Raw genomic sequence first — 13,897 nt, 5'->3', positions numbered from 1 at the left:
GCCGCGCTCGCCGGGCCGCGCCTCGGCCGGACCGGCAGCACGCTCGGCGGGCTCGCGCTCCTCGCGGGCTCCGCCTGCACCCGCTTCGGCGTCTTCGCCGCCGGGGTCGCCTCGACCGAGGACCCGCGCTACGTCGTGGAGCCCCAGCGCGCGCGGCTCGCGGAACGCGCGGAGGCGTCGAAGACGCAGGCGGCGGGAGGCTGACAACACGCGGGTGGCGGGGCTGACACGCCGGTGGCCGGCTCCCTCCCGTACGGCGTGGGTACGGGAGGGAGCCGGCCACCGGGCTCCGCGGGCGGTCAGCCGTTGCGCACACCGTTCGCCGACAGGACCGGGATGTCCTCCACGAGGTGCGAGAGGGGCTCGTCGCCCTTCGCCTGCGTCGAGTTGTCCGCGCACTGCTGGTTCTGCGGCGAGGACAGGACGTTGACGTCCTGGACGGCGACCGGCACGAGGAGGCCGACGAGGGAACCGGCGTTGGCCTTGACCGGAACGCCCAGGCACAGCTTGTTGAGGCTGTCGCTCACGAGGCTGGCCTGCGGGCTCTGGTCGCCGACGGTCGTCGAGTTGCCGAACGCGCTGGCGGCACCGTTGCCGCTCGCCGAGGTGGTGCCGCCGTCGTCGGCGAGCGCCATCGCGGGGGCCGCGGCCATCGCGACACCGGCGACGGACGCGGACAGCGCGGCAGCGGCGAGGTACTTCTTCATGAACGTGCTCCTGATGAGTCGGACTGCGTGACCACCCGGCGGACCCGGGGGGCCGGGCGGCCGGTGCCCCGTGAGCGGGGCACGCTGCACAACCGCTCAGCGCCGTCCTGGTTTCGCCCCGTCCCCCGTACGGACCATCCCGTGCCGCCACCCGTGACCCGCCGCGACCTGGGGCGTTGGACGCGGGCACGCGGCCCGGCTGGCTCCTACAGCCCGTCGAAGAGCGCGCTCACCGACTCGCCGTTGTGGATGCGCCGCACCGCCTCGGCGAGCGCGGGCGCCACCGAGAGCACCGTCAGTTTCTCGGTGCGCTCGGCCTCGGGGACCGGCACCGAGTTGGTGCACACGATCTCCAGGACCTCCGGCTGCTCGCTGAGCCGCTTGAGCGCGCCCGAGGCGAAGAGCCCGTGCGTACAGGCGACCCGCACGGAACGCGCCCCCAGCTCCCGCAGCCGCTCCAGGAGTTCGATGACCGTGCTGCCCTTCGCGATCTCGTCGTCCAGGACGATGACGTCGCGGTCGGCGACATCGCCGATGACCGCGCTGATCGACACCTTGTCGTCCTCGAACCGCTGCTTCGCGCCCGCGGCGACCCGCGTGCCGAGCAGGCGCGCGAAGGCCGCCGCCTCCTTCGCGTTGCCGAGGTCGGGCGAGACCACCGTCGTGTTCGACAGGTCCAGTTTGCGGAAGTGCGTGGCGAGTTCGCGCAGCGCGTGCAGGTGGTCGACGGGGACCGAGAAGAAGCCGTGCACCTGCGGCGAGTGCAGGGTCAGCGCGAGGACCCGGCTCGCACCGGCCGTCACGAGGAGATCGGCGACGAGCCGCCCGCCGAGCGAGATGCGCGGCATGTCCTTCTTGTCGGAACGGGCGTAGGAGTAGTGCGGCATGACGACGGTGATCCGGCCGGCCGAGGCGCCGCGCGCGGCGTCGCACATCATGAGCAGTTCGACGAGGTGCTCCTGCACGGGGGCGACGAGCGGCTGGATCAGGAACACGTCCCGCTCCCGGCAGTTCGCCTCCAGCTGCACCTCCAGGCAGTCATTGGCGAAGCGGTTGATCCGCGCGGGCGAGAGCGGCACTTCCAGGTGCCGGCACACCTCCGCCGCGAGTTCGGGATGGGCACTACCACTGAAGACGGCGATGTCTCGCACGAACCGGCTCTCCTACGGTCTTGGGGGCGTCGGTCGGTCTACGGCTGCCGCTCGGCATCGTAGCGAGCACGTGATCGCTCCCAGAGGGCGGGGAGGAGCGCGAAGGCTTGCCCGGGGAGCGCGCGTTCCGCCGCCGTGAGCCCCGGTATCGCCTCGCGCCGCTCCCGTGCCGCCGGCAGGTGCGTTGCCAGCTCAGGCGGCGCGAAGGCCAGGAACTCCGGGAGGAGTTCGTCGAGGAGTACGGGCAGGCCGAGCCGCAGGGCCGCCTCGGCGAGGATCAGGGCGCTCGCCGCCCAGTCGAGACCCGGCGGGCCCACCGCCGCCGTCTCCCAGTCGATGACCAGGGGCCCGGCGGGGGAGAGCAGCACGTTCTCCGGGTGCAGGTCGAGGTGGAGCAGCCGGTAGCCGGGCGGCGCGCCCTCGGGCGCGGGCACGTGGTGCAACCGCCGCAGCAGCCGGGCGAGCAGCCGGGCGCCGTCGACCGCGCTCGTCTCCCCGGCGAGGAGCGAGCGCGCGAGCGTCGGGCCATCGACCCGTGCCACGACCATCTCGTTCACCGCGAAGGGGCCCGGGCGCAGGGCGGGCAGCGGATAGCCGTAGGCGGCGACGTGGCGCATGACGGCCGCTTCGGCGGCCGTGTCCCGCGCCGTGCGGTACCTGCGCACCACCCACTCCTCGCCGAGCGCGTAGACGTCCGCGCTGCGGCCCGAGCCGATCAGCTCGCCGTGCGCTCCACCCGTTGTCGGCTTGTCTGCTCCGGTCATGACCGGAATCCCACCATGCCGCGACCGAACTTGTCTGTGCCGTGCCGCACTTGATGCCTCATCGCCCTTCACGGGCTGGTACCGACTAGGTACCCTGGCCCCATGCCGTCACTCAACGTGTCCTTCACCGAAGAGGAGCTGGAGGGCGTCAGGGCCGCCGCGGCGGCCGAGGGCAAGAGCCTCAAGCAGTACCTCCACGACCTCGGCGTCCGCGAGCACCAGCGCAAGCAGTTCGTCTCGGGGGCGCTGGACTGGGGCGACCGGCTGCGCGAGGAGTTCGACGCGGCCTTCCCCACGGAGATACCCCCGCGCAGGCGGGCACCCGGCCACGGGGGCGCGCAGGCGCGCGGACGCGGTCACGGCGGAGGGAAGAACGTCGCCTGATGGCCCTGTTCGTGGACGTGGCCTGGCTCCTCGACGTCCAGGAGCAGGCCGTACCCGAGGACGTCTCGGTCGCCGACTACTCGGCCCTCGTCGCCGCCGTCTCCCGGCACCGCACCACCATGCCGACCCTCGCGGCCTCGGACCCCGACGCGGCCTGGCGCGCGGCGGCCCTCCTGCACACGATCGTCCGCCTCGAACCCCTCCCGCACCGCAACTCCCTGTACGCGGCGCAGGTCGCGGCCCAGTACATGGGGCAGTGCGGCGAGGGCATAGACCCGCCGTACGGGGCACTCTCGGAGCTGATCAAGGAGATCAGCTCCGACCGGGCGGACCTGTACGCGGTGGCGGAACGGCTGCGGGGCTGGCGGATCTGAGAGGGGTACGGGTGCGCAGCAGCATCGTGTCCGCGTCCCCCGTACGCCCCACGGGCACGAAGCCGCGTCGCTCGTAGAGCCCGCGCGCCCGGTTCCCGTCCTCGACGCTCAGGCTCAGCCCCGCGCACCCGGTCTCCTCCGCAGCAAGCACGAGCGCGTCGAGCAACGCGCCGCCCACGCCCCCGCCCCGCTCACCGGCGACCACGGCGAGCGTCAACTCCGGTATGTCCGGGGTCACATACCCGTACCCGGGGTCCTCCGCCGGGAAGCGCCGCGCCCACGCGGCCCCCAGCTCGCGCCCTCGCGCGTCCTCCGCGACGACGCCGAAGTCCCCGGCCCGGGGCCAGCCGCTCACATAGTGCGCGGCCTGCGGCAGGGCCAGGAGTGCGGCGAGGGTGAACCGCGGGCGGTCCCAGTTGAAGGCTTCCAGGAGCATGCGTTCCAGGAAGGGGGCGTCCCGCTTCCGCGCGGGACGCAGCCGGGGCGCGGTGCGTCTGGTGTCCGTCACGCGCACTGTCTACCGGCTGTGGTGGGTCCCCGGCGAGGCGATTTCGGGCGGGCGCCGTGAGGCGTCTCACTCCTCAAGGGGTTTCGTCCCGGATGGCGAGACGAGGGGGCGACGTCAGTCATATGTCTGATTATCGTGTCCGCATGCACGGACCGGCACGCACTCTCAGCCTGGCGCTCTTCGCCGCCACTTCCTGGAGCGTCGACGACGCTCTGTGTCGTCGCTGACACCTGCCCCCGTCCTTCCCCGCACCCGGGAGACGTACCCCCGCACCCCGCACGTCCCGCCATCCGGACACCTGTGTCCAGCCGGCGGGCCGCCCCGTCCCCGGCCGGCCGCCGCCTCGCGCCGCACTCTCCCGCCCGAAAGGCACCCCCCGTGACCACCGCCCCCGCTCCCACGGCGGACACCCCGGCAAGCCGCAGGGGACCGCTCGCCCCCGTACCCACGAGCGTCCCGCCGCCCGCCGCCGAGCCCCTGCCGCCCGTCAACAAGATCCCGCTCGCCGTCGCCGCCGTCATCGGCGCCGGGCTCACCGCCTGGACCTGGTCCGAGCACGGCGCCAAGCCCGGCGTCCTGCTCCTGCTCGGCATCGCCCTCGGCGTCGCGCTCTTCCACTCCCGCTTCGGGTTCACCTCCGCCTGGCGCCAGCTCATCGCCGTCGGCAACGGCACCGGGCTGCGCGCCCACACGCTCCTCCTCGGCGCGACCGCCGCGCTCTTCGCGCTCGTCATCGGCACCGGGACCGGCCTCTTCGGCACCACGCCCGCGCCGAGCGCGGGACCGATCGGGCTCGGGCTGCTCATCGGCGCGTTCCTCTTCGCCGTCGGGATGCAACTCGGCGGCGCCTGCGCCTCCGGGACGCTCTTCGCGGTCGGCTCGGGACAGAGCACGATCGTCCTCACGCTCGCCGGTTTCGTCGCGGGCTCGACGCTCGCGGCCTGGCAGTGGGAGCTGTGGCGCGACCTCCCGGCCGCCGATCCCTTCCTCTTCTCCGACCACTTCGGCGGCTGGGGCGGCTCCCTCGCCGTCACGCTCGTCGCCCTCGCCGTCGTGTACGTCGTCGCCCGCCGCGTCCAGGCCCGCCGCAACCCGCCGCCGATCGGCGTGCCGCCCTCCGCGCGCACGACCGCAGCCCGCGTGCTGCGCGGCTCCTGGACGCTGTGGGCCGGCGCTCTCGTGCTGGCCGTGCTCGGCGCGGGCGTCCTTCTCGTCTCGGGCGGCGCCTGGGGCGTCACGAGCGCCTTCGCGCTGTGGGGCAGCCGCGTCGCCGACTTCCTCGGCGCCGACCCCTCGGGCTGGGCGTACTGGCAGCAGGCGGGCAACGCGGCCCAGCTGCACGGCCCGATCCTCGCCGACAAGAACAGCCTCACGGACATCGGCATCATGGTCGGCGCGGGCGTCGCCGCCGCGGCCGGCGGGGTGTGGACCCTCCACCGCTCGGTCCCCGCGCGCACGGCTCTCGCGGGCGTCCTCGGCGGCATCCTCATGGGCATCGGCGCGCGCATGGCGGGCGGCTGCAACATCGGCGCCTACCTCGCGGGCATCGCCTCGGGCAGTCTGCACGGCTGGATCTGGGGCGCCGTCGCGCTCCTCGGCACGTACGTGGGCCTCAAGCTGCGCCCGCTCTTCGGTCTCGGCAACCCGAAGCCCGCCGACAGCGTCTGCTGACGCGCCGTCCGGGGCCGCTCACCCGCGTGCGGCGGGGAGCGGCCCTGTTCGCGTGTGGCGCCGGGGACGCGTGGTAGGTGAGGAGGGGTACGGGCCCGCCGGGCCCCGGCACGAGGAGCGCGCCCCCATGACGACCCCCGCCCCGCTGCGCGGCCTGAGCGACGGCCACCGCCTGCCCGCGCTCGGCCTCGGCACCTACCCGCTGGACGACGCCGGAGCCGAGAGCGCGGTCCGCACCGCGGCGGCCTCCGGCTACCGCCTCTTCGACACGGCCGTCAACTACCGCAACGAGACCGGTACCGGACGCGGTGTCGCGGCCTGCGGACTGCCGCGCGAGGAGCTGTACGTCACGACGAAGCTCCCCGGGCGCGACCACGGCTACGAGGAGACGCTGAAGTCCTTCGACGCGTCGAGGCGGCGGCTCGGCGTCGAGTACGTCGACCTCTACCTCATCCACTGGCCGCTGCCCCGCGTCGGCAAGTACGTGGACTCCTGGCGCGCGATGATCAAGCTCCGCGACGAGGGCCTGATCCGCTCCCTCGGCGTCTCCAACTTCACGCCGGAGCACGTGCGCCGCCTGGAGGCGGAGACGGGCGTGCTCCCCACCGTCAACCAGATCGAGATGCACCCGCTGCTCCCGCAGGACGAACTGCGCGCCTTCCACCGGGAGAAGGCGATCGTGACGCAGAGCTGGAGCCCGCTGGGCCGGGGCAGCGAACTGCTCGACGATCCCGCGATCGGCGAGGTCGCCGCGCGCCACGGGGTCACGCCCGCGCAGGCGGTGCTGCGCTGGCACCTCCAGCTCGGCGCCCTGCCCGTGCCGAAGTCCGCCGACCCGGGCCGTCAGCGCGCCAACCTCGACGTCTTCGGCTTCGAGCTCTCCGACGAGGACCTGCGGCGCATCGGCGAGCGCCCGCGGCGCAGGCTCGGCGGGGACCCGGAGACGCACGAGGAGTTCTGAGCGGGCCGCGCGTGGCGGGGCGTCAGGGCCGGTAGACCTGCCCCGGCTTCGGCGCCCCCGGGGCCATCAGCTCGGGCACGGTCACGAAGGTGTAGCCCTTCGCCTTCAGCGCGTCGATGATGTGCGGCACCGCGGGCACGGTCCCGTCGTACAGGTCGTGCAGGAGAATCACGCCGTCGCGCTTGGACTGGTCGAGTATGCGCTTCTCTATGAGCTTCGAGTCCGTCGTCGAGTAGTCCTTCGCGGTCGCGCTCCACAGCACCTGGGCTATCCCGAACTCCTTGCATATCTTGGAGACCTCGTCGCTCGTGCGGCCCTGCGGCGGGCGCATCAGCGTGGGCGCCTTGCCGGTGAGGTCCTTGACGGCGTTCTGGGTGCGCGACAGCTCCTGGCGCACCTCCTTGTCCGACAGGTCCGTGAGCCTGCGGTGCGACCACGTGTGCTCGGCGACCTCGTGGCCCTCGTCCGAGATCTGCTTGACGAGCTTCGGGTAGCGCTCTATGTGGTTCTTGCCGAGGAGGAAGAAGGTCGCGTGGACCTTCTTCTCCTTGAGGATCTTCAGCAGTTGCGGGGTGTGCTTGCTCGGGCCCGCGTCGAAGGTGAGCGCGATGCACTTCGCCTTGCGGCAGTCCACGGGCTGATCGGCCATCAGGACCTTCGCCGAGGCGTGCCCGCGCTCGCTCGCCGGGCTCACCGTGTGCAGGCTCGTGCAGCCGCTCAGGCCGAGCGCGAGCGCGGCGCTCGCGGTGAGCGCGGCGATCCTGGCGCGGCCGCGGCGGCGGGCGGGACGGGGGACAGCGGGCATGGCGGTACTTCCTTCGGTCGGACGGGGTGCCGGCGCGAACGCGCACCGCCGACCCGCCACGACCGCGGAAGCGCAGGTCAGGGCGGCGTCCGGGGGCGGATCGCGTTTCCGGCGATGACTATACACAGGGGGTATACACCCGGTTCATAGTGGTGCGGTGGTGCGAACGGGGAACCCGGAGGCTGGACATGCGTCTCTCTAGATGCGCGGGAAAGGGCAAGGGTTGCCTCGCTCGCCGCGCGAGTCGGGAAAGGGGACGGCCCCCGGGGCCGTCCGGGGAGGGAGGGCCTGCCATGCGCAGGGGGCTGCTGTGGGGAGTGCTGCTCGCGTGCGCGGCGACGAATCTCGTGCTCGGTGTCGCCTTCGAACGCGGGCCGCTCGAAGTCGCGTTCCACGTCCTCAGCGGCACGGGCGCGCTCCTCGCCCTGCTCGGCCTCGTCCTGGCCCGCGAGCGCGGTCATCCGGAGGGCGGGGAGGGGAGGCGGGGGGTGACCCGGCGCTGAGGAGTGCCGTCGCCGGGCGCCGACGGGGCGCGGGACGGCCGCTCGCGGGCCCGTACGCGCTGGTGCCGCGTCGAGCCGCCGGGAGCCGCGGGCCCGTACGCGCGCGTGCCGCGCTACGCCGCCGGGAGCGCCGCCGTCAGGTCCACCTCGACGAGCTGTCCCGGGTAGCCGAGCGCCGAGGCTCCGAGCAGGGTCGCCGCGCTCGTCAGCGCCGGGCCCAGCGCCGAGGCGCGCAGGTGCCGCCACACCGCGCCGAGCGTCGCCGTCTCGCGCGTCCGTACGTGGACGACCGCCCGCACCACGTCGGACGGGTCCGCGCCGGCGGCGGAGAGGGCCCGCAGGGCGTTCGCGACGACCTGGTCGGTCTGGGCCAGGACGTCGCCCTCGCCGACGAGCCGCCCCGCCGCGTCGAGCGGGCACTGCCCCGACAGGTAGGCCGTCATCCCGGCGGGGGCGACGGTCACGTGGCTGTAGCCGGGGGTCGGGTGGAGCCCCGGCGGGTGAATCCTGCGCATCGTCCTCCCTCGCGGCCGAAGGGACCGTAGAGCGCGGGACGGCCCTCTCGCGAGGGATTTTCGGTGCCCGGCGGACGGCTCGCCGCCAATCGGGTGAAGCACCGCCGGGCGCGTCGCCTACCGTCCCGTGGCACGTCAGGGCGGGCGCGGCGGCGTCGCGGGGTGTCACGGAGCGTCGGCTCCGGGTGCGCCAAGGGGCGGCCGGGGGTTCTCTTGAAGCGCCGGACGAGCGTCCGGGCCGAGAGGAGGAACCGTGCGCATATTGAAGGCGACCCAGGATGCCGGGGAAGCCCCGTCCCTCGTGTGGCACGCGATGGACGAAGGGGACAAGGCGCTGTGCGGCGTCCGTGTGCCCGATGCCCCGCCCGCCCCGAACGACGCCGGAGAGCGCTACTGCCCCGCGTGCATGAACCGCGTCGACACGCACGTCACGCCCGTGGCGGAGGAGACGGCGGGCCCGCGCGGCTGATCCGGCGAGAGGCCCGGCCTCCGACCCGCGAGCCGGTATCCCCGTGCTCGCGGGGTCGTCGTGTCCTGGCGCGCCGTGCCCCGGTGTCCCGGCCGCGCCGGCCCGGTGGGCGCCTCAGTGCGGCGCGCAGTGCCCCTCGTGCACGCGCCGCAGCAGCTCCACCAGGTGCCGGGCGTCGTCGGCGCTGAGCGGTGCCAGGAGTTCCGCGTTGGCGCGCTCCGCGAGCCGCGCGCAGTGCAGCACTGTCCGCTCGCCGCGCTCCGTGACCCGTACCGCGTTCTTGCGGCGGTCGCGCGGGTCGGGCTCGCGTATCGCCAGCTCCGCGCGCTCCAGGTCGTTGAGGAGCAGGACCACCTCCTTCGCGTCGAAGCCCAGCTCGCGCACCATCTCCGCCTGGGCCACAGGCCCCCGCTCGCTCACGAAGGCGAGCACGGCGTGGTGCGGCAGACGCAGCCCGAGACCCGAGAGCGCGGACGTCACGAGACGTCGGCCGCGCGCCGCGACCCGCCCCGCGAGCCAGCTCGGCAGGGACTGGATGTGCGTGAAGGCGTGCGTATGCCCGGCAGGGGTCGAGGCCGTCATGATGCGCAGGTTAGCGCCCGCCCGCGGCCTTGCCCACGGCCCGGAACGATCTTTGCGCGCACGGCACGGCGCTGTGGTGACGACGGGAGGGCCGCACCCCGCGCGTACGCGAGTGTGCGGCCCTCCGGGTACGGCCCCGTGTCCCCGTTGCGCGCGGGCTCAGCCGAAGCCGCCGCTCCCGAACCCGCCGCTGCTGTTCTCGTCCCACTTGCGCTCCTTCTGCGAGGAGCTGCGCCGGTCCTTGCCCGTCCCGCCGCCGTTCAGCTCGTGCGGGGTCAGCCGCGCCTCGCGCGGCTCCATCTCGTCCGGCTCGCGCCGCTCGCTCTCCTCGCCCACCGGACCGCCCTCGGGCAGATGGGGCTGTTCGTCCGGTGTGGGCGGGGCGGGCTGGCGCGCCCTGAGCCTGCGCCCGTAGGCGAAGGCCGCGATGAGTGCCGCGACGACGAACACGCCGATGATCGGCATGATGATCGCGGTCGTACCGGCCGCCAGGTTCCACTGGGTCGTGTCCATAAGAAACGGATACCCCCTAAGCTGTTCCGCGTATCATCCGAAAGGGCCTATATAGGTCTAATCGGATGAAATGTTCTGGGTCGGGGGAGTGGAGAGGCTCCCGCCTCCCCGCCGGGTACCCCGAAGCGCGGGGCTGAACAGCGTCCCGCGAAAAGGAACCCCGCACCGCCCGCCGCGGGCGCTCCACCCCCGCCTCCCGCACGGGCGGTCCCGGCGCCACTACGCTCTGCCGGGTGTTCACCTCTCAGGGACCGACCCTCCGCGAGCTGGCCACCCAGGCGCTCTCCTCCGTCGAGCAGGGGTACGACCTGCTCGCGCCCAAGTTCGACGCCACGCCCTTCCGCACGCCCGAGCCGTGGCTGCACGCCGTCACGAAGGCGCTGCGCCCGCTGGGACCCTTCGACGACGGCCTCGACCTGTGCACGGGCACGGGCGCGGGCCTGCGCACCCTGCTGCCGCTGTGCCGACGCCGCGTGACCGGGGTCGACTTCAGCGCCGGGATGCTCGAAGTGGCCCGTACCGTCGCCGCGCGGACCCACCCGGTGAGCGGGCCACCCGCCGTGGACTGGGTCCGTGCCGACGCGATGGCGCTGCCCTTCCGCGAGGGCTACGACCTGGCGGTGAGCTTCGGCGCCTTCGGTCACTTCCTGCCCGACGACCGGCCCCGGCTCTTCGCCCGGGTCCGGCAGGCGCTGCGTCCCGGCGGCGTCCTCGCCTTCCCGCTCGCCGCGCCGCTGTCCGCGAGCACTCCCGCGTGGTGGGCCGCGAGCGGCTTCGACGCGGCGATGCGGCTGCGCAACGCGCTGCGCAGACCGCCGTTCGTCATGTACTACCGCACGTGGCCCTACAGCGCGGTCCGCGCCGACCTCCTGCGCGCCGGGTTCGCCGAGCGCCTCGTCCCGCTCGACGACTTCGGCGACCGCCCCGACGGCGCCCCGCGCGCCGCCCTGCTGGTGGCGCGCAAGCTCTGAGGGGCGGACGCGGAGCCGAGCAGTCCCGGCCGGTGAGCGGCCGGGACTGCTCGGCTCCGCTCACGCGGCCGGGTGTGGACTCCCCGCGCGACCGGCGGGCCCCCGCGGCCCGTACCCCTGGAGGATCGGGTGCCAGGGCGTTTCGAGGCGGGGGAGGGTGGAGCCGACCGCCCAGAGCGAGGGGGCCGTGCCGGACGCCCCGGGCACGCGGGCCAGGTCGAAGAAGGAGCCGCCCTCCCCCGCCTCCCCACCGGCCGACGGGTGGGTGCTCCACGTGCCGCGGGCATCGCGGTGCAGCGAGAACGCGGGTGTCGTCACGTTCCGGCGTGCGCCGATCACCCATACCCCGCCCGCGCCGTCCGGTGCCACCGCCTCCAGGCGCCCGTCCACCCCCGGGACGTCCTCGCGCTTCCACTCGATGCCGTTCCAGTGCAGGGCGAAAGGTGCCGAGCGGTCGTCCTCGGGCGGGCTCCCGCTCCCGACGGCCCATACGTCGGCGGGAGCGAGGACCGTGACGTCCGACAGCTCCTCGCCCCAGCCGGCCGTGTGCGGAGCGGGGACGGTGTGCCAGGCGGCGCCGTTCCAGTACCGCGTCAGCGGCCGGCCCGCGCCGTTCTCCCCGTACACGACCCCCACGGCCCACAGGCCGCCCGTCCGGTCGGCGGCGAGGCCGGAGAGCAACGCGTGGGACTCCGGGTCGGGCTGGGGCACCGGGGCCCAGCGCCTGCCGTCCCAGCGGTAGGAGAACGCGTGGGGGGCGCCCACCCGGTCCTCGGCCGTCACGCCGACGGTCCACACCTCGTCACCGGTCCCCGGCGCGAGCGCGGCCGGGTAGACGGAGAGCCGAGCGGGCCCGGCGGGTAACGGCACTCCGCGCCACCGCTCGCCGTCCCAGTGCTGCGCGAGCGCGCGGTCCTGGTACGCGGGTGCGTCGTTCCACGAGCCGACCGCCCAGACGTCGTCGCGTCCGCGCGCGAGCACGTCCTCCAGCTGTCCCGCGCCCGCGTGGCCCGGGGCCTTCGTCGCGCGCCAGGCCGTTCCGTCGAAGTGCTCGGCGACCGGCACGTCGACACCCTTCTCGTTCTCGCGGTAGCCGACCGCCCACGCGTCCCGGGGGCTCAGCGCCGTGACGCCGCGCAGCTCCTCGTTCCGTTCGGGGCCCGCCGCCCGCCACGTGTGCCACGCGGAGCCCGCGCGCGGCGCGGGCTCCGGAGCCGCGACCACGGGTGCGGCCGTGCCCGCCGCGAGCACCAGCCCGAGCGCCAGGGCGCCCGTCCGTGCCGTGCGTCTCTTCGTTCCGCCCGCTCCTGTGCGCCGCACGACCACTCCTCGCCTCGTCCCTGTGCCGGCTTGTCAACGCGCGTCACGTGGCCCGGGTTATGGGTGCGGGCGAGATCGGTGCGGGGGCTGCGGGCGGGACGCCGGGAACGAGGCGGGGGCCGCCCCGGCAGTCCGGAGCGGCCCCCCCACGCATGACGGCTCAGCGCGCGCGCAGCGCCTCGATCGTCGCGTCCATCGCGCTGTCGTCCCGCCGGTTGAACGGCAGCTTGCCGAGGGCGGAGGCCATGGCGCACGAGCCGGAGACGCCCGAGTAGACGAGGCCGCCCGCGATGCCCACGGCGATGAACCGGGCCTTGGGCGCCTTGCGGCCCGCGAGCAGTCCGAGCAGGACCAGCGAGCCGGCGGCGAAGCGCACCTGCCGGTTCATGTCCCACGGCGTGCGGCTGCCGCCGGCCGAGAGCTCCAGGTCGCCGCCCTCCTCGGACCAGGCGTTCGTGCCGCCGCTGAGGACGGCGGCGCCGACGCCCCGCTCCGCGAGCCGCGAGCACGCGGTCTCGGAGCGCGGCCCGGCCGCGCACACGACGAGCAGGTCGCCGTCGCCGGTGGTCTCGCGCAGCACCGGCACCGCCCGGTCGAGCTGGTCGAGCGGCACGTTGTAGGCACCGGGCAGGTGCCCGGCGGCGAATTCGCCGGGGGAGCGGACGTCGATGACGGTCAGCTCCGTGAGGCGCTCGCGTGCCTCGGCGGGAGAAAGGTGGGTGGTCATACTTCGATCATACGAACGAGTCCGCGGGGTCGGCCGGGGAGGTGCGGGGCGCTCAGTCGAGGCAGAACTCGTTGCCCTCGGGGTCGGCGAGGACGAGGTGTCCCGTGCCGAGCGGTGGTTCCGGCTCGTGCCGCGCGAGCCGCCGGGCCCCGAGCGCCACGAGCCGCGCGCACTCCGCCTCCAGCGCCGCCATCCGCTCCTCGCCCGCGAGGCCGGGCGCGGCCCGGACGTCGAGGTGCACCCTGTTCTTCGCCGTCTTCCCCTCCGGCACCTGCTGGAAGAAGACCCGGGGCCCGGCGCCCGCCGGGTCCTCGATCGCCGAGCGCGTCCCGCGCGCCTCCTCGGGCACCCCGATCCGCGCGAGGAAGGCGTCCCACGCCGCGAGCGGGTCCTCGCCCTCGGCGAGGTCGACGCCGGGCGGGCCGGGGAGCACGTACCCGAGCGCGTCGCGCCAGAAGAGGGAGAGGGCCACCGGGTCGTGGGCGTCGAAGGTCACCTGGAAGGTGCGGCTCATGACGGGCTCCGTTCGTCGTGCGCGCTTCGCGGCGGTCGTGCGGGCCGCGGTACGTGGTACGTGGCACGCGGTGTGCGTCGTGGTGGGGGCACTGTGGCAGGTGAAGCGGACCGTTCCTGTCCGCGACATCTGCCACAGTGGGCACGACGAGCGCGGACGAGGGGGAACGGTGACGGAGACGGCGGCACGTGACGGCGAACGGAGTACGACCGAACGGGTGCTCGTCCTGCTCGGCCTCCTCCAGCGCGGACGGAGCTGGAGCGGCCCCGAGCTGGCCGGGCGGCTCGGCGTCACGGCCCGTACCGTGCGCCGCGACGTCGAGCGGCTGCGCGCGCTCGGCTACCCGGTGCACGCCCTCCAGGGCGTCGGCGGGGGCTACCGGCTCGGGGCGGGCAGCGAGCTGCCGCCGCTGCTGCTCGACGACGAGGAGGCGACCGCCACCGCGGCCTCGCTGCTCG

The 13,897-nt window shown here is 74.4% G+C and carries 19 protein-coding genes and 1 pseudogene; 9 read left to right on the top strand and 11 right to left on the bottom strand.

The window, feature by feature from the left end; genetic code table 11:
• A pseudogene (locus G3I42_RS34685) lies at positions 1-204 on the top strand (polysulfide reductase); the annotation flags it as partial.
• Positions 205-299: 95 nt separating this feature from the next.
• Here the strand turns inward: G3I42_RS34685 and G3I42_RS34680 are convergent.
• The 3 genes from G3I42_RS34680 to G3I42_RS34670 all read right to left on the bottom strand — a co-directional run bounded on the left by G3I42_RS34680 (position 300) and on the right by G3I42_RS34670 (position 2,622).
• Positions 300-707, bottom strand: coding sequence for a rodlin (locus G3I42_RS34680; protein WP_164291624.1), 408 nt, complete (start codon positions 705-707; stop codon positions 300-302).
• Positions 708-913: 206 nt separating this feature from the next.
• Positions 914-1,858: a ribose-phosphate pyrophosphokinase gene (locus G3I42_RS34675; RefSeq protein ID WP_164291623.1), complete on the bottom strand. Its 945-nt coding sequence runs from the start codon at positions 1,856-1,858 to the stop codon at positions 914-916.
• Positions 1,859-1,896: 38 nt separating this feature from the next.
• Entirely contained in the window at positions 1,897-2,622 is a 726-nt protein-coding gene (locus G3I42_RS34670; protein ID WP_164291622.1) for a phosphotransferase, read from the bottom strand.
• Positions 2,623-2,724: 102 nt separating this feature from the next.
• Here G3I42_RS34670 and G3I42_RS34665 point away from each other — a divergent pair, with 102 nt between their 5' ends.
• Complete coding sequence (locus G3I42_RS34665; RefSeq protein ID WP_164291621.1) at positions 2,725-3,006, top strand: hypothetical protein; 282 nt, start codon at positions 2,725-2,727, stop codon at positions 3,004-3,006.
• Entirely contained in the window at positions 3,006-3,380 is a 375-nt protein-coding gene (locus G3I42_RS34660; protein WP_164291620.1) for a toxin Doc, read from the top strand. The genes G3I42_RS34665 and G3I42_RS34660 overlap by 1 nt, the downstream gene beginning before the upstream one ends.
• Here the strand turns inward: G3I42_RS34660 and G3I42_RS34655 are convergent.
• Positions 3,319-3,888, bottom strand: a complete 570-nt coding sequence (locus tag G3I42_RS34655; protein ID WP_164291619.1) for a GNAT family N-acetyltransferase — start codon at positions 3,886-3,888, stop codon at positions 3,319-3,321. The two genes, G3I42_RS34660 and G3I42_RS34655, sit on opposite strands and share 62 nt — an antisense overlap.
• A gap of 378 nt (positions 3,889-4,266) precedes the next feature.
• Between G3I42_RS34655 and G3I42_RS34650 the strand changes: the two genes are divergently transcribed.
• On the top strand, positions 4,267-5,559 hold the full coding sequence (locus tag G3I42_RS34650) for a YeeE/YedE family protein (protein ID WP_164291618.1): 1,293 nt from the start codon (positions 4,267-4,269) through the stop codon (positions 5,557-5,559).
• Positions 5,560-5,686: 127 nt separating this feature from the next.
• Complete coding sequence (locus G3I42_RS34645; protein ID WP_164291617.1) at positions 5,687-6,520, top strand: aldo/keto reductase; 834 nt, start codon at positions 5,687-5,689, stop codon at positions 6,518-6,520.
• A 22-nt stretch (positions 6,521-6,542) separates the two neighbouring features.
• Here G3I42_RS34645 and G3I42_RS34640 read toward each other — a convergent pair whose 3' ends face one another.
• Positions 6,543-7,325, bottom strand: a complete 783-nt coding sequence (locus G3I42_RS34640) for a polysaccharide deacetylase family protein (protein WP_164291616.1) — start codon at positions 7,323-7,325, stop codon at positions 6,543-6,545.
• A 293-nt stretch (positions 7,326-7,618) separates the two neighbouring features.
• Between G3I42_RS34640 and G3I42_RS34635 the strand changes: the two genes are divergently transcribed.
• Positions 7,619-7,828, top strand: coding sequence for a hypothetical protein (locus tag G3I42_RS34635; protein WP_164291615.1), 210 nt, complete (start codon positions 7,619-7,621; stop codon positions 7,826-7,828).
• Positions 7,829-7,941: 113 nt separating this feature from the next.
• Here G3I42_RS34635 and G3I42_RS34630 read toward each other — a convergent pair whose 3' ends face one another.
• On the bottom strand, positions 7,942-8,343 hold the full coding sequence (locus tag G3I42_RS34630; RefSeq protein ID WP_164291614.1) for a RidA family protein: 402 nt from the start codon (positions 8,341-8,343) through the stop codon (positions 7,942-7,944).
• Between the two features lie 253 nt (positions 8,344-8,596).
• Here G3I42_RS34630 and G3I42_RS34625 point away from each other — a divergent pair, with 253 nt between their 5' ends.
• Positions 8,597-8,812 carry a hypothetical protein gene (locus G3I42_RS34625; protein WP_239096885.1) on the top strand — a complete coding sequence of 72 codons (216 nt, stop codon included), beginning with the start codon at positions 8,597-8,599 and terminating at the stop codon, positions 8,810-8,812.
• A 114-nt stretch (positions 8,813-8,926) separates the two neighbouring features.
• Here G3I42_RS34625 and G3I42_RS34620 read toward each other — a convergent pair whose 3' ends face one another.
• Entirely contained in the window at positions 8,927-9,394 is a 468-nt protein-coding gene (locus tag G3I42_RS34620; protein WP_164291613.1) for a MarR family transcriptional regulator, read from the bottom strand.
• Between the two features lie 159 nt (positions 9,395-9,553).
• Entirely contained in the window at positions 9,554-9,907 is a 354-nt protein-coding gene (locus tag G3I42_RS34615) for a DUF6479 family protein (protein WP_164291612.1), read from the bottom strand.
• 233 nt (positions 9,908-10,140) lie between these two features.
• On the opposite strand from G3I42_RS34615, the gene G3I42_RS34610 reads away from it, so the two are divergent.
• Positions 10,141-10,878 carry a class I SAM-dependent methyltransferase gene (locus G3I42_RS34610; RefSeq protein WP_164291611.1) on the top strand — a complete coding sequence of 246 codons (738 nt, stop codon included), beginning with the start codon at positions 10,141-10,143 and terminating at the stop codon, positions 10,876-10,878.
• Positions 10,879-10,938: 60 nt separating this feature from the next.
• On the opposite strand, the gene G3I42_RS34605 is transcribed toward G3I42_RS34610, so the two are convergent.
• The 3 genes from G3I42_RS34605 to G3I42_RS34595 form a co-directional block, all read right to left on the bottom strand.
• Positions 10,939-12,198, bottom strand: coding sequence for a hypothetical protein (locus G3I42_RS34605; protein WP_343244745.1), 1,260 nt, complete (start codon positions 12,196-12,198; stop codon positions 10,939-10,941).
• A gap of 160 nt (positions 12,199-12,358) precedes the next feature.
• Positions 12,359-12,925 (bottom strand): rhodanese-like domain-containing protein, encoded by a 567-nt coding sequence (locus tag G3I42_RS34600; RefSeq protein ID WP_164291610.1) that lies wholly within the window; start codon positions 12,923-12,925, stop codon positions 12,359-12,361.
• Between the two features lie 52 nt (positions 12,926-12,977).
• Positions 12,978-13,439: a VOC family protein gene (locus G3I42_RS34595; protein WP_164291609.1), complete on the bottom strand. Its 462-nt coding sequence runs from the start codon at positions 13,437-13,439 to the stop codon at positions 12,978-12,980.
• On the opposite strand from G3I42_RS34595, the gene G3I42_RS38120 reads away from it, so the two are divergent.
• On the top strand, positions 13,438-13,897 hold a 460-nt coding region (locus G3I42_RS38120; protein ID WP_239096882.1), incomplete at its 3' end, for an HTH domain-containing protein. The two genes, G3I42_RS34595 and G3I42_RS38120, sit on opposite strands and share 2 nt — an antisense overlap.

Origin of the sequence: Streptomyces sp. SID11385, from assembly GCF_010548245.1 — a bacterium.
Classification (GTDB): domain Bacteria; phylum Actinomycetota; class Actinomycetes; order Streptomycetales; family Streptomycetaceae; genus Streptomyces.
The sequence above is the reverse complement of the archived record's forward strand: the minus strand, read 5'-3'. Positions and strand labels throughout refer to the sequence as shown.

Excerpts from the sequence above, each read along its gene's own strand:
- G3I42_RS34680 (WP_164291624.1), bottom strand. The coding sequence starts at position 707 with ATGAAGAAGTACCTCGCCGCTGCCGCGCTGTCCGCGTCCGTCGCCGGT.
- G3I42_RS34670 (WP_164291622.1), bottom strand. The coding sequence starts at position 2,622 with ATGACCGGAGCAGACAAGCCGACAACGGGTGGAGCGCACGGCGAGCTG.
- G3I42_RS34665 (WP_164291621.1), top strand. The coding sequence starts at position 2,725 with ATGCCGTCACTCAACGTGTCCTTCACCGAAGAGGAGCTGGAGGGCGTC.
- G3I42_RS34660 (WP_164291620.1), top strand. The coding sequence starts at position 3,006 with ATGGCCCTGTTCGTGGACGTGGCCTGGCTCCTCGACGTCCAGGAGCAG.
- G3I42_RS34645 (WP_164291617.1), top strand. The coding sequence starts at position 5,687 with ATGACGACCCCCGCCCCGCTGCGCGGCCTGAGCGACGGCCACCGCCTG.
- G3I42_RS34640 (WP_164291616.1), bottom strand. The coding sequence starts at position 7,325 with ATGCCCGCTGTCCCCCGTCCCGCCCGCCGCCGCGGCCGCGCCAGGATC.
- G3I42_RS34635 (WP_164291615.1), top strand. The coding sequence starts at position 7,619 with ATGCGCAGGGGGCTGCTGTGGGGAGTGCTGCTCGCGTGCGCGGCGACG.
- G3I42_RS34630 (WP_164291614.1), bottom strand. The coding sequence starts at position 8,343 with ATGCGCAGGATTCACCCGCCGGGGCTCCACCCGACCCCCGGCTACAGC.
- G3I42_RS34620 (WP_164291613.1), bottom strand. The coding sequence starts at position 9,394 with ATGACGGCCTCGACCCCTGCCGGGCATACGCACGCCTTCACGCACATC.
- G3I42_RS34615 (WP_164291612.1), bottom strand. The coding sequence starts at position 9,907 with ATGGACACGACCCAGTGGAACCTGGCGGCCGGTACGACCGCGATCATC.
- G3I42_RS34600 (WP_164291610.1), bottom strand. The coding sequence starts at position 12,925 with ATGACCACCCACCTTTCTCCCGCCGAGGCACGCGAGCGCCTCACGGAG.
- G3I42_RS34595 (WP_164291609.1), bottom strand. The coding sequence starts at position 13,439 with ATGAGCCGCACCTTCCAGGTGACCTTCGACGCCCACGACCCGGTGGCC.